Here is a 25,967-nt window from a genome sequence, read left to right on the forward strand (position 1 = left end):
TCGCGAAGCGGCTGACGGGCGCCCGGCCGAGGTTCTGGCCGGGGTGTCCGTCAGCCGCTAAAGCCGCGCCAGCGGCCGTCCGACCCGGTCTCGGTCGCCGACCGCGGCTGGACGGGACGCCGCGGCGGCTCCGCCCGGTCGTAGGGCCCCTGCCCGAGCGGCCGGCGCGGCTGCGGCAGCGGCGGGCGTCCGTCCCGCTCGTCCGCCGCCTCGCGGGCCAGGCCCAGGACGGACGGCACAGCCGCGAGATCGCCGCCGAACGGGTCCCTTTCGGGCCGCGTTCCGTCGGACGCCTCGCCGCGCGGCTCGTCCGCGATCGGACGGTGCCGGGGGAACTGCGCGACCGCGACCGCGCCCAGCACGAGCGCGCCCAGCCGCATCGCGGAGTGCGCCGCGTCCTGCGGCCACGGCTCGGCGTACATGAACGTCCCCATCGTCAGCAGGTACGTCTTCGCGGACACCGTCATCACGGTCGCCACGACCGACACCCGGCAGCGCTGGAACGCCATGACCATGATCCCGAACCCGATCGCCGCCGCGACCACCGTCAGGTAGGGCCACGGCGTCGCCGCGATCCGGACGCTCGTGGCGTGCGGGTCGTCGCTCCACCCCTTGATCGCCAGCTCCGCGGTGCCGACCGGGAAGCCCGAGCCCAGCCCGTAGGCGATGCCCGTCACCGGGCGCGCGTGCCGGCCGTCCGGCCGGTGGTCGCCGAGGACGAGGATCAGCACCGGCACCAGCACCGCCGGGGCGACCACGACCGCGATCTTCCACAGCGGCGCGGCCGCCGAGCGGATCGGCTCGTCCCCGCTCAGCGAGGCGGTGAGCAGCAGGATCGCCCCGCCGATCAGCACCACGCTCAGCCACTCGCGCGCCGTCAGCCGCTCGCCGAAGAACACGAGCGCGATCAGCAGCAGCGGGACCGCGCCGGACATGAAGATCGGCACGGCGGTGGACAGCGGCAGCCCGCCGAGCGCGAGGATCTGCAGGCCGAGCCCGCCGAGCACGAACGCGAGCGCGATCAGGAAGATCCAGTTGGTGAGGATCGTCCAGGCCATGTGCGGGACGCGGTTGCCCCGGAGCGGGGCCATCCGGTCCGCCGCGAGCTTGAAGACGGCGAAACCGAGGTAGTAGAGACCGGTCGCACTGAAGGCCGCGGCTATCCCGTTCATCCCGGACGAGTATGGGCCTTCCCATGCGTGATGTCACTGCCCGTACGGGATCGCTGACGCTGATTCGCCGGTTTCGCGGGCGTCCGATGTCCGCACACCGCGCCGCTACCCCATAGACTTGGCCGCGCGAAGGCGCGGAGCCGTATTCGGCGTGCCCGCGCCGCTGAGAGACTGACCGGCCGTTGGACGACACGGGCGGGCCGACCGACGAGGGCCGTCCGCGTGCAGGCCGAGGGCCTCGCAGGCAGCATGAACAGCACGTGTCGACGCCGCGGCCGAAGCAGCGCCCGATCAAGGAGACCGACCCCAGTGAAGACCGATGTCGAGGAGCTGACCCCCACGCGGGTCAAGCTCACCGTCGAGGTTCCGTTCGACGAGCTCAAGCCGAACCTCGACAAGGCGTACAAGGAGATCTCCCAGCAGGTGCGGATCAAGGGCTTCCGGCCCGGCAAGGTCCCCGCCCCGCTGATCGACAAGTACGTCGGCCGGGGGGCGGTCCTGCAGGAGGCCGTCAACGACGCGCTTCCCGACCTGTACGGCCGCGCTGTCGAGGAGACCGAGATCTTCGTGCTCGGGCAGCCCGACGTCGAGGTGACCGCGCTGGAGGACGGCACCCAGTTCGCCTTCACCGCCGAGGTCGACATCCGTCCGAAGTTCGAGGTCCCCGACTACGACGACCTTGAGGTCGTCGTCGACGACGCCGAGGTGACCGACGAGCAGGTCCAGGAGACCATCGACAACCTGCGGGAGCGGTTCGCGTCGCTGACCACCGCCGAGCGCGCCGCCGAGGAGGGCGACTTCGCCACCATCGACCTCGTCGCGCGCGTCGACGGCGAAGAGGTCGAGGACGCCTCCACCGCCGGCTTCTCCTACGAGGTCGGCAGCGGCTCCGCCGTCGAGGGCCTGGACGAGGCGCTGACCGGTCTCGCCGCGGGCGAGGACAAGACCTTCACCGGCACCCTGGTCGGCGGCGAGCGCGCCGGCGAGGAGGCCGAGATCACCGTCACCGTGCAGAGCGTCAAGATCAAGAACCTGCCCGACCTGGACGACGAGTTCGCCCAGCTCGCGAGCGAGTTCGACACGATCGACGAGCTGCGCGAGGACGTCCGCACCCGGCTCGGCCGCCAGGTGAGGATGCAGCAGCTTTCCGAGGCGCGCGACAAGGCCCTTGAGGCGCTGCTCGAGAAGATCGACGTCCCGCTGCCCGAGAAGGTCGTGGACGAGGAGATCAGCCGCCGCAACCAGCAGCTCGAACAGCAGCTCCAGATGGCGGGCATGTCCAAGGAGGACTACCTCAAGGACGAGGAGAAGTCCGAGGAGGAGTTCGACAACGACGTCGCCGACGCGGCGCGGCTCGCGGTGAAGGGCGGCTTCGTCCTCGACCAGCTCGCCGTCCAGGAGGAGCTGGGCGTCGAGAACGAGGAGCTGTCGGAGTACGTCTTCACGCAGGCCATGCAGATGGGCGTGCAGCCGCAGCAGCTCGCCGAGTACCTCACGCAGAACAACCAGATCCCGGCGATCGTGTCGGAGGTGCTGCGCAGCAAGGCGCTGAACCTCGTCGTCGAGCACGTCACCGTGAAGGACGAGTCGGGCAACGTCATCGACGTCGAGGCCGTCCAGCGCGAGCTGAACGGTGAGACCGAGCAGGCTGAGCAGGCTGAGCAGGCTGAGCAGGCTGAGGACGCCGACGCCGAGGACGCCCCGGAGACGGCCGAGGAGACGGCGGAGGCCGCCCCCGAGGCGAAGGCCGACGCCGAGGCCGTCGACGAGAAGGACGAGAAGGACGCCGAGACCAAGGAGTCCTGAGCCGCCCCCCGCGGTCTTCCGCGGCATCGGGCGCCAGCAGGACGCCCCGCACCCCCGCCAGGGTGCGGGGCGTCCGCTGTATACGGGTCCCGTCCGGGTGGGACGCGCCCTCTCCGGGTATGCCGCGTTCGCGAGGGTCTCGCGTATTCCGTGACACGCCCGGTGGCGCCCGGGTACGCCCCTGGCGAAAAGGCGGCCTCACGGGCTTAAGCGGGCCCGTGCGCGCGTTAATGTCCAATCATCCGAACCGATTAAAAGGACCGGAGGAACACCCGGTGAGCATGCCTCCGACTTTCGACGAGACGTCGCGGATCCAGGCGCGGGTCGCCGAAGCGCCCCTGTTGCCGCTCGGCGACCAGCTCTTCCAGCGGCTGCTGCGCGAGCGGATCGTCTTCCTCGGCCAGCAGGTCGACGACGACATCGCCAACCGCATCTGCGCCGAGCTGCTGCTGCTGTCGGCCGAAGACGGGCGCCGCGACATAACGCTCTACATCAACTCGCCAGGTGGCTCCGTCACCGCCGGCATGGCGATCTACGACATCATGCGGTACGTCCCGAACGACATCGTCACGGTCGGCATGGGCCTCGCCGCGTCGATGGGCCAGTTCCTGCTGTGCGCGGGGACGCACGGCAAGCGCTACGCCCTGCCGCACGCGCGCATCATGATGCACCAGCCTTCCGGCGGCATCGGCGGCACCGCCTCCGACATCAAGATCCAGGCCGAGCAGATGCTGTACGTCAAGCGCACGCTCGCCGAGAAGATCGCCGAGCACACCGGACAGGAGCTCGACCAGATCGAGCGCGACTCCGACCGCGACCGCTGGTTCACCGCCGACGAGGCCAAGGACTACGGGTTCGTCGACCACGTGGTGCTCAGCGCAACCCAGGTGCCCTCCGAGGGCCCCGTCTCCTGACGACCTCACTACATTTCGGAGGCACACAGTGAGCGACCTCTACCGCCCCGGCTTCAGTGATCTGGTCCGTCCCGGCGTCCACGCGGGCGGCTCTCCGATGCCGGTCGACAACCGGTACATCATCCCGTCGTTCGTCGAGCGCACCACGTACGGGGTCAAGGAGATGAACCCGTACAACAAGCTGTTCGAGGAGCGCATCATCTTCCTCGGCGTGCAGATCGACGACGCGTCCGCCAACGACGTGATGGCGCAGCTGATCACGTTGGAGTCGATCGACCCCGACCGCGACATCAGCATCTACATCAACTCGCCCGGCGGCTCGTTCACGGCGATGACGGCCATCTACGACACGATGCAGTTCGTCAAGCCCGACATCCAGACGGTCTGCATCGGCCAGGCCGCGTCCGCCGCCGCGGTGCTGCTCGCTGCCGGGACGCCCGGCAAGCGGGCCGCGCTGCCCAACTCGCGGATCCTGATCCACCAGCCCGCGACCGAGGGCACCTACGGCCAGTCCAGCGACATCGAGATCCAGGCGCGCGAGATCCTGCGCATCCGGGAGCTGCTGGAGAGCATCCTGGCCGAGCACAGCGGCAAGGGCATCGACCAGGTCCGCAAGGACATCGAGCGCGACAAGATCCTCACGGCGGACGAGGCGAAGGACTACGGTCTCATCGACGACGTCTTCGCCAGCAGGAAGCGCAAGGCCGAGGTAGTGTCGTCCTGAGACGACACGAGGACGTGGGAGACCCCCAGCCCGGGCGTCACACTTCCGGGCGAGGGGCTTTCCAACCCCGTTGGAGGCGGTAACGTCGAATCCAACGTCGAGAGCCTTCGGGACGCAACCGAGCTGCGCCGCATTCTCCACAGCGGACGGCCCCACGAAAAGGAGACAGTTGGGTGGCACGCATCGGCGACGGTGGTGACCTGCTCAAGTGCTCGTTCTGCGGGAAGAGCCAGAAGCAGGTCAAGAAGCTCATCGCGGGTCCGGGCGTGTACATCTGCGACGAGTGCATCGATCTCTGCAACGAGATCATCGAGGAGGAGCTCTCCGAGACCTCCGACCTCAAGTGGGACAACCTGCCCAAGCCGCGGGAGATCTACGAGTTCCTCGACTCCTACGTGATCGGGCAGGAGACGGCGAAGAAGGCGCTGTCCGTCGCCGTCTACAACCACTACAAGCGCATCCAGTCCGGTGACACCGGCCGCGACGACGCGGTCGAGCTGGGCAAGTCGAACATCCTGCTGCTCGGCCCCACCGGATCCGGGAAGACGCTGCTCGCGCAGACGCTCGCCAAGCTCCTCAACGTGCCGTTCGCCATCGCGGACGCCACGGCCCTGACGGAGGCGGGCTACGTCGGCGAGGATGTCGAGAACATCCTCCTCAAGCTGATCCAGGCCGCCGACTACGACGTCAAGAAGGCCGAGACCGGGATCATCTACATCGACGAGGTCGACAAGATCGCCCGCAAGAGCGAGAACCCGTCGATCACCCGGGACGTCTCGGGCGAGGGCGTCCAGCAGGCGCTGCTGAAGATTCTGGAGGGGACCACCGCGAGCGTCCCGCCGCAGGGCGGCCGCAAGCACCCGCACCAGGAGTTCATCCAGATCGACACCACGAACGTGCTGTTCATCTGCGGCGGCGCGTTCGCCGGTCTCGAGAAGATCGTCGAGTCCCGGGTCGGCAAGCAGGGCATGGGCTTCGGCGCGCAGATCCGCTCCAAGTCCGACTTCGAGGACGGCTCCGCCGTGCTCGGTGACGTCATGCCCGAGGACCTGCTCAAGTTCGGCATGATCCCGGAGTTCATCGGCCGGCTCCCGTCGATCACGTCCGTCCACAACCTGGACCGCGAAGCCCTGATCAACATCCTCACCGAGCCGAAGAACGCGCTCGTCCGCCAGTACCACCGGCTGTTCGAGCTCGACGGCGTCGACCTGGAGTTCACCGACGACGCCCTGGAGGCCATCGCCGACCAGGCGATCCTGCGCGGCACCGGCGCCCGCGGCCTGCGCGCCATCATGGAGGAGGTCCTCCTCTCCGTGATGTACGAGGTCCCGAGCCGCCAGGACGTCGCCCGCGTCGTGATCACCCGCGAGGCCGTCCTGGAGCACGTCAACCCGACCCTCGTCCCACGCGACCGGCCGAAGCGCGAGCCGCGGGAGAAGTCCGCTTAGGGGACGTGTGCTCGCGGAGGGCGCTCGCCTTCGCGCGGACTTCGTGTTGACCCGGGGGGCGACCCCCGGACCCCCGATGTGGGGGGCTCCGCCCCCCACGCCCCCCCCTGCCGGTTGCGGTCGGTGATTCGGTTGCGGGAAGTGGGGGCTTCCGCTTCCTAACCCCGGCGACCCCCGGGGTGCCGTGGGTGATTTGGTTACAGGATGTGGGGCTTCTCACGTCCTCCTGTCGGTTGCGGTCTTGGGGCTGTTGTCGTGGGCGCTTGAGCCGGGTGGTGGTCTTGGGGGCGGGTCGGCGCGGGCTTGATGGAGCGGTCCCATGATCATTTCTTGTCTTGAATTCCGATCGGTGGGGTGGGGGGCGTGGGATCGTGGGGGGATGGGCGTTGGTATTGCGAAGATTCGACAGGTGAAGGTTCCGGTGTCGGATCTGGTGGCCAGTACGGAGTGGTATCGGCGGTTGCTCGATCTCGTGCCCGTGTTCGAGTTCTTCGAGGACGGGGCCGTGCGCGGGGTCGTGTTATGGGAACCCGAGGCCGACCTGCACGTCTCGTTGCGGGATCGGCGGTACTGCGCCGGGGATCTCTCCGGGGCCGAGGTCGTGGCGTTGAAGGTCGAGTCGGCCGACGCGCTCAACATCATCATCGGGCGGTGCCAGAGCCTCGGCTTCTCCCACGGCGACGTCCAGCACCGGGGGCCCTACGGGGCCGCGTTGGACGTGCCCGACCCCGACGGCACCGTGCTCCGGTTCCTGTACGAGCCCGACACCTACCCGCGGGGATTCGCGGGACTCGAGTTCGGGCCGGACGGGACGCCATCGGCATACCGGGAGCCGCGGCTGCCCGCGCCGTCCGGTTAAGGCCGAAGGTCAGCCGCGGGACTCGCCGAGGCCCGCCTCGCGGGCCACGACGATGGCCTGGGCGCGGTCCGCGACGTGCAGCTTCATGAAGATGTTCGACACGTGGTTGCGGACGGTCTTCTGGCTGAGGAACAGCGTCCCGGCGATCTCGGAGTTGCTGCGGCCCTGCGCGATCAGTTCGAGGACCTCCCGCTCCCGGTCGGTGAGCTCGGGGAACGCGGCCCGCCTCGGGTCGGGCATGTCGGTGAAGTAGGTGAGGACGCGGCGGGCGATCTCCGGTCCGTAGATCGCCTCGCCCGCGGCGACCGCCTTCACCGCGCGGGCGATCTCCTCGGCGCCGGACTCCTTCAGCAGGTAGCCGCGGGCGCCCGCGCGCATCGCCGCGAACACCGAGTCGTCGTCGCGGAACATCGTGAGGACGAGGACGCCTATCCGCGGGCTGGTCCGGGTGATCGTCCGGGTGGCCTCGATGCCGTTGCCGCCCGGCATGTGCAGATCCATGACGACGACGTCGGGCTGCAGGTCGGCGGCGAGCTTCACCGCCTCCGGACCGTTCTCCGCCTCGCCCGCGACCTCCACGCCCAGCGCCTGCAGCAGCCCCTTCAGGCCTTGCCGGAACACCGGGTGGTCGTCGGCGATGAGGACACGGATGATCTCCGTCATCTACGCCCGTCCCTTCCCCGTGAAGGGACGATCGTACCCGGCGGCGACCTCCGCCGGGGTGAGTGGAAGATGTGCGGTGACGACCGTTCCGCCGCCCGTCCTGGACGTGATGGCGCAGCTTCCGCCGATCTCCGCCGCCCACTCCTTCATCGCCGCCATGCCGCGCCGCGGCCGGGGCTGGCCGCCGTTGCGGGCGGCGTCCGGGAGGCCGGGCCCGGTGTCGGCGACCATCAGGTGCAGCTCGACGTCCCGGTGCAGCCGGACGGTCGCCGTGCTGTCCCGGGCGTGCAGCCGGACGTTCGTCAGCGCCTCCTGCGCGATGCGGTACGCCGCGACCTCGACGGCGGCGGGCAGCTCCAGGTGCTCGCCGTCGAACCGGACGTCCACCCGCTCGCAGCAGCCGTCGGCGAACGACTCGATCGCCGCGACGAGGCCGAGGTCGTCCAGCGCGGGCGGGCGGAGGCCGTGCGCCAGCTCGCGGATCTCGCCGACCGCCGACGCGAGCCGGTTGCGCACGTCGGCGAGCAGCGGGTCCGTGCGCTCCGGCTCGCAGGCGAGGGTGATGCGCGCGGCGTCCAGCGACATGGCGAGGCTGGCGAGCGTCGGGCCGAGCCCGTCGTGCAGGTCGTGCCGCAGCCGGCGGCGCTCCTCCTCGCGGCTCGCGAGGATCCGTTCCCGGGAACGCTGCAGGTCGGACGTGAGGCGGCGGAGGTGGGGGATGGTCGCGGCACGTGCCGCCACGGCCCCCGCGGTGAACGCGCCGGCCAGCACGGCAGCGCGTGCCAGTGCCGCTCGCATCCCATCCCCCTCCTCCCGCGCCGCCGTTTCGGGTGTTCCCCGCAACCCTTTCCGGCGGGGCGACCCGGTGTCAGGTGACCTGTGTCCCGACCGCGGCGGGAACCCGCGTCCCCCCGGGCGGGACGGCGGAGGCGCCGCCACCTCCCGGGTCCCCGTAGAATCGTCAGCCGTGACACAGCCCAGCACTGAGCGCGGCCAGGGGGCCGCAGCGGACGTCGACCTGCCCACCCAGTACCGACCGGCCGACGTCGAGGGCCGGCTCTACGAGCGGTGGGTATCGGAGGGGCTGTTCACCGCCGACCCGGAGGGGGCGCCGGAGCGTCCCGCCTACTCCATCGTGATCCCGCCGCCGAACGTGACGGGCTCGCTGCACATGGGCCACGCCCTCGACCACTCCATCCAGGACACGCTGATCCGGCGGCGGCGGATGCAGGGCTACGAGGCAGTGTGGGTCCCGGGCATGGACCACGCGGGCATCGCCACCCAGAACGTCGTCGAGCGCGAGCTCGCGAAGGAGGGCGTGTCCCGGCACGACCTCGGCCGCGAGGCGTTCCTCGAGCGGGTCTGGCAGTGGAAGGCGGAGTCCGGCGGCCGGATCCTCGGCCAGATGCGGCGGCTCGGCGACGGCGTCGACTGGACGCGCGAGGCGTTCACGATGGACGACGACCGCGCCCGCGCCGTCCGCACCATCTTCAAGCGGCTGTTCGACGACGGCCTCATCTACCGCGCCGAGCGCATCATCAACTGGTGCCCGCGCTGCCTGACCGCGCTGTCCGACATCGAGGTCGAGCACGAGGACGTCGACGGCGAGCTCGTCTCGATCCGGTACGGGTCGGGCGACGACGAGATCGTCGTCGCGACCACGCGGGCGGAGACGATGCTCGGCGACACCGCCGTCGCCGTCCACCCGGAGGACGCCCGCTACGCGCACCTGGTCGGACGCGAGATCGAGCTGCCGCTGACCGGCCGCCGCATCCCGGTCGTCGCGGACGAGCACGTCGACCCCGGGTTCGGGACGGGCGCCGTCAAGGTGACGCCCGCGCACGACCCCAACGACTTCGAGATCGGGCGCCGCCACTCGCTGCCGTCCCTGTCGGTCATGGACGAGCGCGGCGTCGTCACCGCGTCCGGCCCGTTCGAGGGCCTCGACCGGTTCGAGGCGCGCCCGGCGGTCGTCGCCGCGCTGCGCGAGCAGGGCCGGATCGTCAAGGAGATCCGTCCGTACGCGCACTCGGTGGGGCACTGCCAGCGCTGCGCGACGGTCGTCGAGCCGCGCGTGTCGCTGCAGTGGTTCGTGAAGGTCGAGTCGCTGGCGCGGGCCGCGGGCGACGCCGTCCGCGACGGCCGCGTGAAGATCCACCCGCCGGAGATGGCGTCCCGCTACTTCGAGTGGGTCGACAACATGCACGACTGGTGCATCAGCCGGCAGCTCTGGTGGGGGCACCGCATCCCGGTCTGGTACGGGCCGGACGGCGACGTCGTCTGCCCCGGCCCGGACGAGGAGCCGCCCGCCGGGTGGACGCAGGACACCGACGTCCTCGACACGTGGTTCTCGTCCGCGCTGTGGCCGTTCTCGACGCTCGGCTGGCCGGACGAGACACCCGACCTGAAGCGCTTCTACCCGACGTCCGTGCTGGTCACCGGGTACGACATCCTGTTCTTCTGGGTCGCCAGGATGATGATGTTCGGGCTGTACGCGATGGACGGCGTCCAGCCGTTCGGCACGATCGCCCTGCACGGGATGGTCCGCGACCAGTTCGGCAAGAAGATGTCCAAGTCGTTCGGGAACGTCATCGACCCGCTCGACTGGATCGACGAGTACGGCGCCGACGCGACCCGCTTCACGCTGCTGCGCGGCGCGAACCCGGGCGGGGACGTCCCGGTCGCCGAGCAGTGGGCGCAGGGCTCGCGCAACTTCTGCAACAAGCTGTGGAACGCGACGCGGTTCGCGCTCATCAACGGCGCGCACGTCCGCGGCGAGATGCCCACCGCGGTGTCGACCGTGGACGCCTGGATCCTGTCGCGGCTCCAGTCGGTCGTCGCGGAGGTCGACGAGCACCTGGAGGGCTACGACTTCGCGAAGGCGTGCGAGGCGCTCTACCACTTCGCGTGGGACGAGGTCTGCGACTGGTACGTCGAGCTGGCCAAGGTGCAGCTCGCCGACGAGCGGGCGGAGGCGACGCGGCGCGTCCTCGGCGAGGTGCTCGACAAGCTGCTGCGGCTGCTGCACCCGGTGATCCCGTTCGTCACCGAGGAGCTGTGGACGTCCCTGACAGGCGGCGCGACGATCGTCACCGCGCCGTGGCCGACCGCCGAGCCGGGCCGCGCCGACAGCGCGGCGGAGGCCGTGGTGGAGTCGCTGCAGCGGCTCGTCACCGAGGTCCGCCGGTTCCGCGCCGACCAGGGCCTCAAGCCGGGCCAGAAGGTCGCGGCGGCACTGGAGTGGGGCGGCTCGCCGCTCGCCGCGCACGAGGAGGGCGTGCGGTCGCTGCTGCGGCTGACCGTCCCCGGCGAGGGGTTCGCGGCGACCGCGTCGCTGCCGGTGGAGGGCGTCGCGGTGCGGCTCGACACGGCCGGGGCGATCGACGTCGCGGCCGAGCGGAAGCGGCTGGAGAAGGACCTCGCCGCCGCCCGCAAGGAGGTCGACCAGACGAGCCGCAAGCTCGGCAACGAGGCGTTCATGGCGAAGGCCCCGGAGGCGGTCGTCGCCAAGAACCGCGACCGGCTGGCGCAGGCCGAGGCGGACATCAAGCGCCTTGAGTCGCAGTTGGCCGCGCTGCCCGCGGGCTGAGCCGGGCGAGCGGGCGGAACCGTCGGCGCGGCGGCCCGGTGCGGTCTACGATCCGGGTGGGCTTGCCGGGCTTTGCGGCACATGAACCATCGGGAGTGCAATGGCCGAATCACCACCTCGGTCCGACAGGCCGGACCCGGTGTCCGGTGACGACCCCCGGCGGGCCGAGGACGAGGAGGCGGGCGGCCCGGACGGCGAGCAGGGCCCCTGGGGCGGTTCGCGCCCCTGGTGGACGGTCGAGCCCGGCACCGGCCCGCAGATCCTCCCGGGCGGTTCGGGGCAGTTCCAGGTCGTCCCGGACGGCACCGGCCCGCAGATCGTGATCAACGGCGGGACGGGCGGCCACCCGATCGTCGGCAACGCGACGGGCGGCCACCCGGTCGTCGCGGACGGATCAGGCGCGTTCCCCGCGCTGCCGAACGGCACGGGCCCGCTGCCGCCGATGCCGGGCCCGGCCGCCGGGCTGCGGCGCGGGCCGCGCCTGCTGCTGGCCCTTGGCGGCCTGCTGGTCGCGGGCGTGGTGGTCGTGGCGGGCGTGCTGGCCGTCCGGTCCGACGGCGGCGGTGGGCAGAACGCCCGCGTCGCCGGCCTTCCCGCGTCCAAGAGGGTGATCGAGGCGGGCGGGACGGCGGGCGGCCTGCACCGCGACGGCCTCGTCGGGCCCCCGGCGAGCGCCGCGTACCCGTTCGTCGCGGGCGCGGTCGAGGCCGGCGGCGTCCCGGCGGCCAAGCGCGGCCAGGCCGTCTACAGCGAGGAGCCGGTGCGGCCGGTCAACGTCCTGTTCGTCGGCGGGACGGGCCGGGTCGGCAACCCCGCGGACTTCCTCCAGAAGGCGCAGCCGACGACGTTCATCGCCGGGCAGGACGCCGAGCCCGGCCCGATGGGCGGCCGGGCCGTGTGCGGCACGTTCGCCGTCCTGGCGCAGACGCACACGTACTGCGCGTGGGCGACCGTCGACTCCTACGGCATCGTCGCGTCGAACGTCCCGTCGGCGAACCCGGAGTTCACCCTGATGGCCGACGTGATGCGGCGGATCAGAAAGGACGTCGAACGGCGGCGGTGACGAACAGCCGCTCGGTCGAGGCGTCCACCGCGCCGAGGACGTGCCCGGTGAAGTAGACGGTGCCGAGGACGACGACGCGGCGGCCGAGCGCGGCGAGGGACTCGCGGGTGACGTCCGCCGCGTCGACGACGTCCCAGGCGGGCGGCAGCGGGCGGGTGAAGCCCAGCCGCGGCCACGGCAGCCGGGCGAACGTCACGGGCAGCCCTTCGAGCTCGGCGATGGCGCCGTCCAGGTCCTTGTGGTCGGGGAGGCAGACGACGACGTGGTCGATCTCGTCCCAGGCGCGGCGCGCCGCGGCGAGCGCCGCGGCCACCCCGGTCCGGTCGACGGCGGAGTCGACGAGCAGCCGCGTCGCGGTTCCGGGGACGTCGTGCCAGGACAGCCGTCCCGGCAGGACGATCGACGCCAGCACGTCCCGCAGCGTCTCGGGCGGGGGCTCGGCGATCCCGGGGAGGCGGCGGGCGGCGACGACGCCGAGTTCGGCGTTCGTCCGGCCGAGACCGGCGGGGAGCAGCCCGAGCGGGAGGCCGGAGTCGCCCGGCCGCATGCGCTGGACGTCCCCGAGCGCCTCGGAGACCTCGGCGGACTGCGGCGCGGACACCACGACCGTGCCGGGCCCGGCCACCCCGGCCTTCTCCTTGGCGATCTGCGCCGGGGTATCGCCGAGGATGTGGGCGTGCTCCAGGAAGATCGGCGTGATCGCGGCGACGTCGGGGCTGAACAGGGACACCTCGTCGGAGCGTCCGCCCATCCCCGCCTCCAGGACGATCGCGTCCGCGTCCACCTCCCGCGCGTGGCGGACGCCGGAGAGGGTGAAGAGCCCGGTCGGCGCCAGGTAGCCGTGCGAGCGGGGCGGCAGCGCGGCGATCGCCTCTTCGAGGACGTCCCGCAGCGCGGCCAGCTCGGCGGCGGACAGGGCGCGCCCGTCCACCCTGATCCGGTCGCGGTCGCTGCGCAGCCCCGGGCTCGTGACCGTGCACACGCGCAGCCCGGCCGCCGCGAGGTAGGCGGAGGCGTAGGTGGCCGCCGTCCCCTTCCCCTTGGAGCCGACGACCACCAGGACCGGGACACCGGGGTTCAGCAGGCCGAGCGCGTCCGCGAGGGCGCGGGAGCGGGAGAGGTCGCGGGTCTCGCCGGGGGACCGCCGCTCCCATTCCCGGTAGAAGACGTCCATGCCTCCAGTGTGGGGGCGTCCGGGGCGCGGTCGATCCCCGAGTAGGCTCGTGGCCGTGAGTCAGCTGAGCGAGCCGTCCGGCTACCGGCGCGCCATCGGCGCGATCATGGCCCGCGGAGTCGAGTGGGAGATCGATCCGACCCTCGACCGCGTCCGCGACCTGCTCGACGTCCTCGGGGAGCCGCAACGCGCCTACCCGGTGATCCACATCGCCGGGACCAACGGCAAGTCCAGCACGGCCCGGCTCGTCGAGGCGCTGCTGCGCGAGCGCGGGCTGCGCACGGGCCTGTACACCAGCCCGGAGCTGACCACCCTGCGGGAGCGGATCGCGATCGACGGGGAGCCGATCAGCGAGGACGGCTTCGCCGCCGCGTTCGAGGACGTCCTGCCCTACGTCCAGCTCGTCGACGGCAAGCACCCGGTGGAGCTGTCGTTCTTCGAGGTGCTGACGGCGATGGCGTACGCGGCGTTCGCGGACGCCCCGGTCGACGTCGCGGTCGTCGAGGCGGGGATGGGCGGCGTCTGGGACGCGACCAACGTCGCGGACGGCGCCGTCGCCGTGATCACCCCGATCGGCCTCGACCACACCCGCTACCTCGGCGACACGCTGGAGGAGATCGCGGGGGAGAAGGCCGGGATCATCAAGCCCGGATCGGTCGCGGTGCTGGCCCAGCAGCCCGTCGAGGCGGCCGAGGTGCTGCTCCGGCGGGTCGCCGAGACCGGCGCGGCCGTCGCCCGCGAGGGCATCGAGTACGGCGTGCTCAGCCGGGACGTCGCGGTCGGCGGGCAGCAGCTCCGCCTCCAGGGCCTGCACGGCGTGTACGACGAGATCTTCCTGCCGCTGTTCGGCGACCACCAGGCGAGCAACGCCGCGACGGCCCTCGCCGCCGTGGAGGCGTTCGCCAGTGGCGCGCCGACCAGGGGCGAGCACAACCTGGAGGCCGCGACCCGCATCGCGCCCGGCGAGTCCTTTCTCGGCGGCGAGGAGGGGCAGCTCGACCCGGCGCTGGTGCGCAGCGGGTTCGCGAAGTCGGCGTCGCCCGGCCGCCTCGAGGTCGCGCGGACCAGCCCGACCGTCCTGCTGGACGCCGCGCACAACCCCGCCGGGATGGCCGCGACCGTCAACACGGTCACCGAGTCGTTCGGCTTCACCCGGCTCGCCGGGGTCCTCGCGATCGCGTCCGACAAGGACGTCGCGGGCGTCCTCGACCAGCTCGAACCCGTGGTGGAGGAGCTGGTCGTCACCCGCAACTCCTCGCCGCGCTCGATGCCGCCGGAGGAGCTGGCCGAGATCGCCGAGAGCATCTTCGGCCCCGAGCGGGTGCACGTCGCGGACCGGCTGGACGACGCGATCGACCGGGCCATCGGCCTCGCCGAGGAGACCGGCGAGTACCGCGGCGCCGGAGTCCTGATCACCGGCTCGGTGGTCACCGCCGGAGACGCCCGCACCTTGCTCCGGGTCGAGGAGGGGCGATGACGACCACGGGACGGCGGACCGCGGCGCCGAATCCGGCTCGGCGGCTGCTCGCCACGGTGCTGGGGTGCGAGGCCATCGTGATCGCGCTGGCGATCCCGGTGGCGGTGTCGGTGCTGGACGTCGACGGCGCGACCGCCGGCGGCGTCTGCGGCGGGCTGGCCGTCGCGTGCCTGCTGCTCGCGGGGCTGCTGCGGTTCCGGTGGGCGGTCGCGGTGGGGACCGTCCTCCAGGTGCTGATCGTCGCGACCGGGTTCATGGTCCCGGCCATGTTCTTCCTCGGCGTCCTGTTCGGGGCGCTCTGGGGGACGGCCATTTGGATGGGACGCAAGGCGGAGAGCGTCCGGCCGCGCTAAATTCGCCGGGACGGTACGCCGGTCCTTATTCGCCGCCGATCGCTTGAGCGATGCGGGGCGGCCGGTCAATGCCGGATGAAAATACGATCTCGTCCGCCATGTGTGGCTATTTCCGATCTATTTCGCAATTCCGACATACTTCACTTTCCGGAATGCGCGTCCGGCGGATGACGACCCTGCGAAGGAGCGGGCCGTGTCTCTGCACGCGCTGTCTCTGCACGCGCTGTCATCGCGCACCGGCGGGCCCGTGTCCGGCCGCGCCCGTCCCGTCCAGTGGTCTCCGGGGGCGCGGCCCGAGCGGCGGGCGCGGCACCGGCTCGGCACGCTCGGCGCGGTGCTGCTGACCCTGACCGCGCCGCCCGCGGCCGTCCTCGTCGTCCCGGACGCGGCGGGCGACGTCGTCCCCGCCGCCGCGCACGCCCTCGGCCTCGGCGACGGCGGCGTCCCCGCGCTGCTGCGCGCCACCGGTCTGTCCCTGCCCGCGCTGCTCGTCGCCGTCCCGCTCGGCGCCGTCGCCGCGCGCCGGTTCCCCGCGCTGGGCGTGCTCGCGACCGGGCTCGCCGTCCTGCTCGCCGGGCTCGGGACGGCCCGGCTCGCCGACTCGGTCGCGCTCGCCGGGACGGTCCGCGCCGCGCAGGGCGCGGGCGCGGGGATCGTCCTGCCCGCGTCGCTCGTCCTCGTGTGGGAGCGCCGCAGCCGGGCCCTCGCCGCGCTCTGGGCGGGCGTGCTCGCGGGCATGCTGATCATCGCGATGCCGCTGGCGCTGCGGGCCGTCCCGCCGGGGGACGTCTCCCGCGACTGGCGGGACGCCCTCGCCCCCTACCCGTGGCCCGCCCTCGCCGCCGCCGTCGCCGCCGCCGTCCACCTGGTGCTGCGCGGGCGCGGGCCGTCCGTCCTGCCCGCCGCCCGGCTCGCCGAGCGCGGGCAGCTGCTGCTCCCGTTCGCCCCGGCGGCGGGCTTCGCGTTCCTCGCCGTCGTCGCCGCGCACGCGTGGTCGCCCGGCGCGCGGCTCGTCGTCGCCGGGCTCGCCCTGACCGCGCTGCTCGGCCTCGCCCTCACCGCCCGCCGCGACGCCACCGCGGGCAGCCCGTTCGGCTGCGCCGTCGTCATGATCGCCGCCGGGATGCTCTGCCACCCCGTCGCGGGCCCGCTCGCCGGACTCGCCGCCGACGCCCACGGGCGCGACGCCGCCGCCCCGCTCCTCCCGTTCGGCGCCGCCGCCGTCGCCGCCGTGCTCGCGGCGCTCGGCTCCACCCGCGTCCCCGCGCGCCGCGCCGTCCGCGCCGGCTGCTGCCTCGTCGCCGCGGCCGTCCCGCTCGGCCTCACCGCCGACGTCCACGACCGCTGGACGCTGCTCGGGCCGCTCGTCCTGCTCGGCGCGGGCGCGGGCGGCGCCCTCGCCGCGTCGCTGCGGGACGCCGGCGTCGGCGCCGCCCTCTTCGGCCTCTCGCTCTGCTTCCCCGCCGTGCTCACCGGGCAGCTGATCGTGCTGTCCCTGCAGGCGGCGCGGCTGGAACGGCTGCGGCCCGCCTCCGACGCGGAGCGGGCGCACGCGCTGCTCGACGGCTACCACGGCTGGCTCGTCGTCGCCGCGGCCGCCGCCGTCCTGCTCGCCGCCGTCGCCGCCGCAGTGCCCGGCAGGTCCGTCGCAACGTCCCGCGCCCGGTAGGATTCGCGCGCCGCATGAATCCGAAAGTCTTCGAGGAGAGCCACCCGTGTCCGAGCGCACCCTGGTCCTTGTCAAGCCCGACGGCGTCCGCCGCGGCGTCATCGGCGAGGTCATCGCCCGCATCGAGCGCAAGGGCCTGAAGCTCGTCGCGCTGGAGCTCCGCACCCTTTCTCGCGACACCGCCGAGGCCCACTACGAGGAGCACGCGAGCAAGCCGTTCTTCGGCGAGCTGGTCGAGTTCATCACCGGCGGCCCGCTCGTCGCCATGGTCGTCGAGGGCCCCCGCGCCATCGAGGCGTTCCGCGCGCTCGCCGGTGCCACCGACCCGGTCAGCGCCACCCCCGGCACCATCCGCGGCGACTTCGCCCTGGAGATCGGCGAGAACATCGTCCACGGCTCCGACTCGACCTACTCGGCGGAGCGGGAGATCAAGCTCTTCTTCCCCAGTTAGCCCAGGGGGGCGACCCCCTGGAACCCCCGTTGCGCACGGCGGGCCGTTTCCCGATTCGCGTTCGCTTCTCGGGAAACGGTCCGCCGTGCGGCGGTTCGTGCGGCCTCCGGCGCTGGGGCGCCTCCGGCCGCACGAACCGTGGCCCCGGCTCAGGTTCGAGCGTTGCGCCGGTTGAGGTTCGGCCGTGGTGCGGGCTGGGCTTCGGGTGTGGTGTGGGGTGGGGTTCGGCCGAGGCTCGGTTCTGGGCCGAACTGTTGCGCGGGGTGTGGTTCGGCCGTGGTGTGGGGGGCGGTTCGAACCTTGGGTTAGGGCGGTCCAATTTCTCGGGCGGATTGGGGTCACAATCTGGCGCGTGGTCTTGGCACGGGCAAGATCCGTGACCTAGGTTTGGGGAACAGGCGCTGGTCAACACTCGTTTTTTGGGGGACGCGCGACGGCGGGGTGACTGCCCGCGGACGCGGCCGCACGTTACGATGGACGCGCCGCTATACACGCCCATCAATCATGAAGGGCTCCCTTTCTTCATGGGTAACAAGCTGTCGTTTCTTGGCCGTGACATGGCGGTCGATCTCGGAACCGCCAACACTCTGGTTTACGTGCGCGGGCGCGGGATCGTCCTCAACGAACCGTCCGTCGTGGCGATCAACACCAACACCGGGAAGATCGTCGCCGTGGGCATCGAGGCGAAGCGGATGATCGGCCGCACGCCGGGCAACATCGTCGCCGTCCGCCCGCTCAAGGACGGCGTCATCGCCGACTTCGACGTCACCGAGCGGATGCTGCGGTACTTCATCCAGAAGGTGCACAAGCGGCGGCACTTCGCCAAGCCGCGCATCGTCGTCGCCGTGCCGAGCGGGATCACCGGCGTCGAGCAGCGCGCGGTGAAGGAGGCCGGCTACCAGGCCGGCGCCCGCCGCGTGTACATCATCGAGGAGCCCATGGCCGCCGCGATCGGCGCCGGGCTGCCCGTCTACGAGCCGACCGGCAACATGGTGGTCGACATCGGCGGCGGCACCACCGAGGTCGCGATCATCTCGCTCGGCGGGATCGTCACGAGCCAGTCCGTCCGCGTCGGCGGCGACGAGCTCGACCAGGCGGTCATCTCCTTCTCGAAGAAGGAATACTCCCTGATGCTCGGGGAACGGACCGCCGAGGAGATCAAGATGGCGATCGGCTCCGCCTATCCGGGTGGGGACGAGGAGCCGCACGCGGAGATCCGCGGGCGCGACCTCGTCAGCGGGCTGCCGAAGACCGTGGTGATCTCCGCCGAGGAGGTCCGGCGGGCCATCGAGGAGCCGGTCAACGCCGTGGTGGACGCGGTGAAGACCACGCTCGACAAGTGCCCGCCCGAGCTGTCCGGCGACATCATGGACCGCGGGATCGCCCTCACCGGCGGCGGCGCGCTGCTGAAGAACCTCGACGAGCGCCTCCGCGAGGAGACCGGGATGCCCATCCACCTGGTGGACAACCCGCTCGACTCGGTGGTGCTCGGCACCGGCAAGTGCGTCGAGGACTTCGAGTCCCTCCGGCAGGTGCTCGTGCCGGAGCCGCGTCACTGATACCCCCGGACTGACTGAGAAACGGGAGGTCGGTGGGTGAAGGACACCCGGCGCACCCGCGTCGTCCTCGGCGCGCTGCTCGTCGTGGCCCTCGCGATGATCACCATTGACTACCGCGGCGGCGACGACTCGCCGCTGCGCGGCCTGCGCGACGTCGGCGCCACCGTGTTCGGCCCGGTCGAGCGCGTGTCGGCGGCGGTCGTCCGGCCGGTCGGCGACACGTTCGACTCGATCACCGACGCGCCCGGCGAGCGGCGCCGCGCGGACCGGCTCGAACGGCAGAACCAGCGGCTCCGCGAGCAGCTCCGCGCGCTGAGCCTCGACAAGGACAGGTCCGCCCAGCTGCAGCGGATGCTCGGCACCGCCGGGACGGGCGGCTACAAGGTCCTCGCCGCGCAGGTCATCTCCGCGGGGCAGGGCTTCGAGGACACCGTCACCATCGACGTCGGCAGCCGCGGCGGCGTCACCCGCGACATGACCGTGATGAGCGCCGACGGGCTCGTCGGCCGCGTCACCCGCGTCGGGCCCGCGACGGCGACCGTGCTGCTCGCCACCGACCAGACGTCCTCGATCGGGTCGCGGCTCGAAGCGTCCAAGGAGATCGGGATCGTGCAGGGCCGCGGCCGCCGCGGCTTCGGCGGGGGCGGCGGCACGCCGCTGCGCTTCCAGCTCCTGGACGCGACCGCGCCGATCGCCGTCGGCCAGCGGATCGTGACGCTCGGATCGCAGGGCCAGCGGCCGTACGTGCCGGGCGTCCCGATCGGCGTCGTCGAGCGCATCGACCGCTCCGCCGGGGGCCTCACCCGCACCGCCTACGTCCGGCCGTTCGTCCGGTTCACCAGCCTGGACGTCGTCGCCGTCGTCGTCGCGCCGCCGAAGCAGGACCCGCGGGACGCGCTGCTCCCGCCGAAGCCGCCGCCCCCCGCGCCGTCCACGAGCCCGTCCGCGCACCCGTCCGCCACCCCGACGCGGGGCAAGCGGCCGGAGGCGCGGCCGAGCGGAACGAAGAGCCCGTTCACGAGACCGAGCCGGGGAGACTGACGTGCTGAACCCGCCCGAGGCGTCGCCCGCCGGGCGCGCCGCGGTGGCCGCCGTGGTGATCGTCGTGACGTTGATCCTGCAGGTGTCGGTCGCGAACCGGCTGCCGCTGCCCGGCGGCGTCCAACCCGACCTGGTGCTGCTCGCCGTCGTCGCGCTGGCGCTCGTCGCCGGGTCGATGACGGGCATGGTCGCCGGGTTCCTCGCCGGGCTCGCCGCCGACATCGTCCCGCCCGCCGACCACACCATCGGCCGGTACGCCCTCGTCTACTGCCTGATCGGCTACCTGTGCGGGGTCGCGACCGCCGAGATGGACCGGCAGTCCGTCGTGCCGTTCTTCGCCGTCGCCGCCGGGGCCCTCGCCGGGACCGTCCTCTACGCGGTGACGGGCATGATCCTCGGCGACCCGCGCGCCGAGTGGGCGTCGGTGTCGCGGATGGTCCCGCCGCAGGTGCTGTACGACGTCATCGCCAGCCCGTTCGTCGTGTGGGCCGTGCTGCGGGCCACCCGCCGGTACGAACGCGGCGAGCGAACCCGCGGGGACGGCCTCGCGGTCCCCGCCGCCCGCTACCGCGCGATGTCGGGGCGGGGCGGGACGCTGTGAACCCGCGTACCCATTTCCGACTCGTCGTCCTGTACGTGCTGGTCGGTGCGCTGCTGCTCGTCCTGGTCGGGCGCCTGTGGTCGCTGCAGGTCCTCGAAGGGGAGCACTACCAGGGGATCGCCGCGCAGAACCGCACCCGCGACATCGTCGTGCCCGCCGTCCGCGGCATGATCCTGGACGACCGGGGCCGGCCCCTCGTCCGCAACACGAGCGCGCTCGTCGTGTCCGTCGACCGGACGACCCTGTCCCGGCAGAAGGACGGCGGCAAGTCGATCGTCAAGCGGCTGGCGGGCGTCCTCGGCGTGAGCCAGGACGAGATCACCAAGCGGATCCGGCTCTGCGGCCCCGGCATCAAGCGCCCGTGCTGGCCCGGCTCGCCCTACCAGCCGATCCCCGTCGAGGACCACGTCGACCCGAAGCGCGCGTTGCAGATCATGGAGCGCCAGGAGGACTTCCCCGGCGTCACCGCGCAGGTCCAGGCGGTCCGCGACTACCCGAACCCGGAGGGCGCGAGCGCCGCGCAGGTGCTCGGCTACCTGCAGCCCGTCACGCAGGAGGAGCTCGACAGGCGCACCGGCCTGAAGGTCACCGGGTACAGCGGCGTCGACCTGGTCGGACGCGCCGGCCTCGAAGCGCAATACGACACCGCGCTGCGCGGCGAGCCCGGCTTCCGCAAGGTGCTCGTCGACAGCCAGGGACGTGTCACCGGCACCGCGGCGGAGCAGCCGCCCGTCGCGGGCTCCCACATCGTCACCAGCATCGACGCCGGGGTGCAGGGCGCCGCGGAGAAGGCCCTCCAGCACGCCGTCGAGGGCGCGCGCAAGGCGGGCCACCCGGCCGACGCGGGCGCCGCCGTCGTCATGGACGTGCAGACCGGCAACCTGGTCGCGATGGCCAGCTACCCGACCTACGACCCGAGCATCTGGACGGGCGGCATCTCCCAGGACGAGTACGACGCGCTGCTCGGCAAGAAGAAGGGCGAGCCGCTGATCTCGCGGGTCACCCAGGGGCAGTTCGCGCCCGGCTCCACGTTCAAGATCTCCTCGGTGTCCGCCGCGGTGAAGGACGGGAACAGCCTGCACGGCACCTACGACTGCCCGGGCTCGTACAACGTCGGCAATCGCGCGTTCCGCAACTTCGAGGGCCAGGGCTACGGCCCGATGAACCTGCACACCGCGCTGGTCAAGTCCTGCGACACGATCTTCTACCGGTTCGCCTACCAGGAGTGGCAGCGCGACGGCGGGATGAAGCCGCGCAAGAACCCGTCCGACCCGATGGTGAAGATGGCCCGCAACTTCGGCTTCGGCACCCGCACCGGGATCGACCTGCCGAGCGAGAGCATGGGCCGCATCCCCGACCGGGGCTGGAAGAAGAGCTTCTGGGAGGACACCAAGGAGGCGAACTGCAAGGGCGCCAAGCAGGGCTACCCGCAGCTCGCGAAGACCGACCCGGCGCGCGCCGCCTACCTCAAGGCCGTCGCGACCGAGAACTGCACCGAGGGGTTCGTGTGGCGGCCCGGTGACGCGGCCAACTTCTCCGTCGGGCAGGGCGACGTGCTGGTGACGCCGCTGCAGCTCGTCCGCGCGTACTCGGCGGTCGCCAACGGCGGCCGGATGGTGACGCCGCGGCTCGGCGTCGCCGTGATGCGCCCGGACGGCACGGTCGAGCGCCGCCTCGGCGCGCCGCCCGCCGGGCGGCTCCCGGTCGACGCCAAGGTGCTCAAGTACATCCGCGACTCGCTCGGCGACGTCACCAAGGACGGCACCGCGGCCGGCACGTTCGGCGGGTTCGACTTCAAGACCGTGGACGTCGGCGGCAAGACCGGCACCGCGGAGGTCTACGGCAAGGACGACACCTCCTGGTTCGCCTCGTTCGGACCGCTGAAGAAGCCGCGGTTCGCGGTGGTCGCGATGGTCTCGCAGGGCGGGACGGGCGCGTCCACGGCGGCGCCGGCCGTCCGGGAGATCTGGGAGGCCATGTACGGGTTGAACGGCCACAAGAAGCCCATCCTGAAGGACGGCCGGCTGCCCGCCGAGCTACCGAAGATCACCGGTGAGGGAGCCGCCGAATGATCACCGGCTCCGGCGTCGGGACGGTCGAGGGCTACGCCGTCCGGCGCGGCTGGCGCAGCCGCGTCGCCGGGCTGCGGCGGCTCGACTGGACGCTGTTCCTCGTCGTCGTCGCGCTGTCGGTCATCGGCGCCCTGCTGGTCAGGTCGGCGACGTACCAGCTCCTCACCGACCAGGGCAAGGACCCCGAGGGCTTCCTCAAGCGGCACATCCTGAACCTCGTCATCGGGTTCCTGCTCGGCGGGGTCGTGACCGTCCTCGACTACCGGCTGCTGCGCGCGTACGTCCCGATCCTGTACGGGGCGGCGTGCGTGGGGCTGCTCGCCGTGCTGACCCCGCTCGGCCAGACGATCAACGGCTCGCACTCGTGGATCGTGATCGGCGGCGGCTTCCAGGTGCAGCCGTCGGAGTTCGCGAAGGTCGGCCTCGTCGTGCTGCTCGCCATGATCCTCGGCGAGCCGCGGGACGGGGAGATCGGCCCGGGCCGCCGCGACGTGCTGCTCGCGCTCGTGCTGGCCGGGGTGCCCGGCGTCCTGATCATGCTCCAGCCCGACCTCGGCACCACGCTCGTGTTCATCGCGGTCGTGCTCGGCATGCTGGCGATCTCCGGCGCGCAGAAGCGCTGGCTCGTCGGCCTGGTCGGCGGCGGCACCGCCGCGGCCTTCGCCGTCTGGTTCTTCGGCCTGCTGAAGGACTACCAGATCGACCGGTTCACCGCGTTCCTCGACCCGAACGCCGACCCGCGCGGCGCGGGCTACAACGCCCAGCAGGCCCGCATCGCGATCGGCTCCGGCGGCGCGCTCGGCAAGGGCCTGTTCCACGGCCAGCAGACGGGCGGGCACTTCGTCCCCGAGCAGCAGACCGACTTCGTGTTCACGGTCGCGGGGGAGGAGCTCGGCTTCGTCGGCGCCGCCGTGATCATCGCCCTGCTCGGCGTCGTGCTGTGGCGGGGCCTGCGCATCGCGACGCAGGCGGCCGACCTGTTCGGGACGCTGGTCGCCACCGGCGTGGTGTGCTGGCTGGGGTTCCAGACGTTCGAGAACGTCGGGATGACCATCGGGATCATGCCGATCACCGGGCTGCCGCTGCCGTTCGTGTCCTACGGCGGCTCCGCCACCTTCGCCAACATGATCGCCTTCGGGCTGCTGCAGGCGGTCCATGTACGGCGGCGCCCGTTCGACTGAGCGGAGGAAGGGCGGGGCGCCGGTAGACTGACCGTTCATCCCACGTCCCCTGCACGGAGGGTTCCGTCATGCCGGTCGAGTCGCTCTTCCCGCGTCTGGAGCCGCTGCTCCCGGGCGTGCAGAAGCCGATTCAGTACGTTGGCGGCGAGCTGAACTCCCAGCTCAAGGACTGGGACGACACCGTCGTCCGGTGGGCCCTCATGTACCCGGACGCCTACGAGGTCGGGCTGCCGAACCAGGGCGTCCAGATCCTCTACGAGATCCTGAACGAGCGCGACGGCGTCCTCGCGGAGCGCACGTACTCGGTGTGGCCCGACATGGAGGCCGTCATGCGGGAGCACGGCGTCCCGCAGTTCACCGTCGACGCGCACCGCCCGGTCGCCGCGTTCGACGTGTTCGGCGTGTCGTTCTCCACCGAGCTCGGCTACACGAACATGCTCACGGCCCTCGACCTCGCCGGGATCCCGCTGGAGGCCGCCGACCGCACCGACGACCACCCGATCGTGATCGCGGGCGGGCACGCCGCGTTCAACCCGGAGCCGATCGCCGACTTCATCGACGCGGCCGTCCTCGGCGACGGCGAGGAGATCGCGCTCGGCATCACCGAGGTGATCCGCGAGTGGAAGGACGAGGGCGCGCCCGGCGGCCGCGACGAACTGCTGCTCCGCCTGGCCGCGTCCGGCGGCGTGTACGTGCCCCGCTTCTACGACGTGACGTACCTGCCGGACGGCCGCATCCAGCGGGTCGCGCCGAACCGTCCGGGCGTCCCGTGGCGGATCGAGAAGCACACCGTCATGGACCTCGACCAGTGGCCGTACCCGAAGAAGCCGCTGGTCCCGCTGGCCGAGACCGTCCACGAGCGGTTCAGCGTGGAGATCTTCCGCGGCTGCACGCGCGGCTGCCGGTTCTGCCAGGCCGGGATGATCACCCGGCCGGTGCGGGAGCGGTCGATCACCACGATCGGCGAGATGGTCGACCAGGGGCTCAAGGAGTCCGGGTTCCAGGAGGTCGGGCTGCTCAGCCTGTCCAGCGCCGACCACAGCGAGATCGCGGACGTCGCGAAGGGCCTCGCCGACCGGTACGAGGGCACCAACACGTCGCTGTCGCTGCCCTCCACCCGCGTGGACGCCTTCAACATCACGCTCGCGAACGAGTTCTCCCGCGGCGGGCGCCGCTCCGGCCTGACGTTCGCGCCGGAGGGCGGCTCCGAGCGGATGCGCAAGGTGATCAACAAGATGGTCACCGAGGACGACCTGATCCGCACCGTCACCACCGCCTACGAGAACGGCTGGCGGCAGGTCAAGCTGTACTTCATGTGCGGCCTGCCCACCGAGGAGGACGCGGACGTCCTCGCCATCGCCGCCATGGCCAAGCGCGTGATCAAGGCGGGCCGGGAGGCCACCGGGCGCCGCGACATCCGCTGCACGGTGTCCGTCGGCGGGTTCGTGCCGAAGCCGCACACCCCGTTCCAGTGGGCCGCGCAGTGCGACCACGAGACCGTCGACCGCCGCCTCCAGGCCCTGAAGGACGCCCTGCGCGGCGACCGGGAGTACGGCCGCGCCATCGGGCTGCGCTACCACGACGGGCAGCCGTCGATCGTCGAGGGCATGCTGTCGCGCGGCGACCGCCGGGTCGGCAGGGTCATCCGCGCGGTGTGGGAGGACGGCGGCCGCTTCGACGGCTGGAGCGAGCACTTCTCCTACGAGCGCTGGACGGCCTGCGCCGCCGAGGTCTTCGCGGACGAGCCCGTCGACCTCGACTGGTACACCGTCCGGGAGCGCGACGAGGTGGAGGTCCTGCCGTGGGACCACCTCGACGCCGGGCTCGACCGCGAGTGGCTCTGGCAGGACTGGCAGGACGCCGTCGACGAGACCGAGGTCGAGGACTGCCGCTGGACGCCCTGCTACGACTGCGGCGTCTGCCCGACCATGGGCACGGAGATCCAGATCGGCCCCACCGGGAGGAAACTGCTCCCGCTCAACGTTGTGTAAGTGAGGGCTTCGAGGTCTCCGGGGCCGTCCCGCCAGGGGCTCCATGGCCGGAACGGGCCTGCGGAACCCCTTGGCCTGCGGGGCCTTCGGCCGCTCAGGGGACGGGCCGCGGCGGAACGACGCCAGCCGACCCGTACTCTATAGGGAGACCTTGTTTTTC

21 protein-coding genes are annotated in these 25,967 nt (G+C 72.1%); 17 read left to right on the forward strand and 4 right to left on the reverse strand.

Annotated elements, in window-relative coordinates; translation table 11 throughout:
* Window positions 1-50: 50 nt before the first annotated feature.
* On the reverse strand, window positions 51-1,172 hold the full coding sequence (locus tag FXF65_RS31740; RefSeq protein WP_148353718.1) for a DMT family transporter: 1,122 nt from the start codon (window positions 1,170-1,172) through the stop codon (window positions 51-53).
* 309 nt (window positions 1,173-1,481) lie between these two features.
* On the opposite strand from FXF65_RS31740, the gene tig reads away from it, so the two are divergent.
* From tig to FXF65_RS31765, 5 genes are all read left to right on the forward strand, one after another.
* On the forward strand, window positions 1,482-2,978 hold the full coding sequence (tig, locus tag FXF65_RS31745) for a trigger factor (protein ID WP_148353719.1): 1,497 nt from the start codon (window positions 1,482-1,484) through the stop codon (window positions 2,976-2,978).
* 281 nt (window positions 2,979-3,259) lie between these two features.
* Complete coding sequence (locus FXF65_RS31750) at window positions 3,260-3,892, forward strand: ClpP family protease (RefSeq protein ID WP_148353796.1); 633 nt, start codon at window positions 3,260-3,262, stop codon at window positions 3,890-3,892.
* A gap of 97 nt (window positions 3,893-3,989) precedes the next feature.
* A complete protein-coding gene (locus FXF65_RS31755) occupies window positions 3,990-4,616 on the forward strand; it encodes an ATP-dependent Clp protease proteolytic subunit (RefSeq protein WP_148353797.1) in 627 nt (208 codons plus the stop codon).
* Between the two features lie 173 nt (window positions 4,617-4,789).
* On the forward strand, window positions 4,790-6,064 hold the full coding sequence (clpX, locus tag FXF65_RS31760) for an ATP-dependent Clp protease ATP-binding subunit ClpX (RefSeq protein WP_148353720.1): 1,275 nt from the start codon (window positions 4,790-4,792) through the stop codon (window positions 6,062-6,064).
* 409 nt (window positions 6,065-6,473) lie between these two features.
* Window positions 6,474-6,923, forward strand: a complete 450-nt coding sequence (locus FXF65_RS31765) for a VOC family protein (RefSeq protein ID WP_148353721.1) — start codon at window positions 6,474-6,476, stop codon at window positions 6,921-6,923.
* 9 nt (window positions 6,924-6,932) lie between these two features.
* Here the strand turns inward: FXF65_RS31765 and FXF65_RS31770 are convergent, their stop codons facing one another.
* A complete protein-coding gene (locus tag FXF65_RS31770; RefSeq protein WP_067903948.1) occupies window positions 6,933-7,586 on the reverse strand; it encodes a response regulator transcription factor in 654 nt (217 codons plus the stop codon).
* Window positions 7,587-8,384 (reverse strand): sensor histidine kinase, encoded by a 798-nt coding sequence (locus FXF65_RS31775; RefSeq protein WP_148353722.1) that lies wholly within the window; start codon window positions 8,382-8,384, stop codon window positions 7,587-7,589. It abuts the gene before it with no gap.
* A 169-nt stretch (window positions 8,385-8,553) separates the two neighbouring features.
* Between FXF65_RS31775 and FXF65_RS31780 the strand changes: the two genes are divergently transcribed.
* Together FXF65_RS31780 and FXF65_RS31785 are read left to right on the forward strand one after the other, a co-directional pair.
* The gene (locus tag FXF65_RS31780; RefSeq protein WP_148353723.1) at window positions 8,554-11,175 is read left to right on the forward strand and encodes a valine--tRNA ligase; all 2,622 of its coding nucleotides are present in this window, start codon (window positions 8,554-8,556) and stop codon (window positions 11,173-11,175) included.
* A 139-nt stretch (window positions 11,176-11,314) separates the two neighbouring features.
* Window positions 11,315-12,238: a hypothetical protein gene (locus FXF65_RS31785; protein WP_148353724.1), complete on the forward strand. Its 924-nt coding sequence runs from the start codon at window positions 11,315-11,317 to the stop codon at window positions 12,236-12,238.
* On the opposite strand, the gene FXF65_RS31790 is transcribed toward FXF65_RS31785, so the two are convergent.
* Window positions 12,210-13,412, reverse strand: a complete 1,203-nt coding sequence (locus tag FXF65_RS31790; protein ID WP_148353725.1) for a folylpolyglutamate synthase/dihydrofolate synthase family protein — start codon at window positions 13,410-13,412, stop codon at window positions 12,210-12,212. The two genes, FXF65_RS31785 and FXF65_RS31790, sit on opposite strands and share 29 nt — an antisense overlap.
* Before the next feature lie 55 nt (window positions 13,413-13,467).
* Here FXF65_RS31790 and FXF65_RS31795 point away from each other — a divergent pair, with 55 nt between their 5' ends.
* From FXF65_RS31795 to FXF65_RS31840, 10 genes are all read left to right on the forward strand, one after another.
* Window positions 13,468-14,889, forward strand: a complete 1,422-nt coding sequence (locus FXF65_RS31795) for a bifunctional folylpolyglutamate synthase/dihydrofolate synthase (RefSeq protein WP_378230956.1) — start codon at window positions 13,468-13,470, stop codon at window positions 14,887-14,889.
* A complete protein-coding gene (locus FXF65_RS31800) occupies window positions 14,886-15,242 on the forward strand; it encodes a DUF4233 domain-containing protein (RefSeq protein ID WP_148353727.1) in 357 nt (118 codons plus the stop codon). Before FXF65_RS31795 ends, FXF65_RS31800 begins: the two co-directional genes overlap by 4 nt.
* 193 nt (window positions 15,243-15,435) lie before the next feature.
* The gene (locus FXF65_RS31805) at window positions 15,436-16,911 is read left to right on the forward strand and encodes a hypothetical protein (protein ID WP_148353728.1); all 1,476 of its coding nucleotides are present in this window, start codon (window positions 15,436-15,438) and stop codon (window positions 16,909-16,911) included.
* Between the two features lie 46 nt (window positions 16,912-16,957).
* On the forward strand, window positions 16,958-17,362 hold the full coding sequence (gene ndk, locus FXF65_RS31810) for a nucleoside-diphosphate kinase (RefSeq protein WP_148353729.1): 405 nt from the start codon (window positions 16,958-16,960) through the stop codon (window positions 17,360-17,362).
* A gap of 524 nt (window positions 17,363-17,886) precedes the next feature.
* On the forward strand, window positions 17,887-18,921 hold the full coding sequence (locus FXF65_RS31815; protein ID WP_067794123.1) for a rod shape-determining protein: 1,035 nt from the start codon (window positions 17,887-17,889) through the stop codon (window positions 18,919-18,921).
* A gap of 36 nt (window positions 18,922-18,957) precedes the next feature.
* The gene (gene mreC / locus FXF65_RS31820; protein WP_148353730.1) at window positions 18,958-19,962 is read left to right on the forward strand and encodes a rod shape-determining protein MreC; all 1,005 of its coding nucleotides are present in this window, start codon (window positions 18,958-18,960) and stop codon (window positions 19,960-19,962) included.
* A 1-nt stretch (window position 19,963) separates the two neighbouring features.
* Complete coding sequence (gene mreD, locus FXF65_RS31825) at window positions 19,964-20,563, forward strand: rod shape-determining protein MreD (RefSeq protein WP_148353731.1); 600 nt, start codon at window positions 19,964-19,966, stop codon at window positions 20,561-20,563.
* Window positions 20,560-22,635, forward strand: coding sequence for a penicillin-binding protein 2 (gene mrdA, locus FXF65_RS31830; protein ID WP_148353732.1), 2,076 nt, complete (start codon window positions 20,560-20,562; stop codon window positions 22,633-22,635). The genes mreD and mrdA overlap by 4 nt, the downstream gene beginning before the upstream one ends.
* A complete protein-coding gene (gene rodA / locus FXF65_RS31835) occupies window positions 22,632-23,816 on the forward strand; it encodes a rod shape-determining protein RodA (protein ID WP_148353733.1) in 1,185 nt (394 codons plus the stop codon). The genes mrdA and rodA overlap by 4 nt, the downstream gene beginning before the upstream one ends.
* Before the next feature lie 68 nt (window positions 23,817-23,884).
* A complete protein-coding gene (locus tag FXF65_RS31840; protein WP_148353734.1) occupies window positions 23,885-25,807 on the forward strand; it encodes a TIGR03960 family B12-binding radical SAM protein in 1,923 nt (640 codons plus the stop codon).
* The last annotated feature ends 160 nt before the right edge of the window (window positions 25,808-25,967 follow it).

The sequence above is a fragment of the Actinomadura syzygii genome, from assembly GCF_008085905.1.
Lineage (GTDB): Bacteria > Actinomycetota > Actinomycetes > Streptosporangiales > Streptosporangiaceae > Spirillospora > Spirillospora syzygii.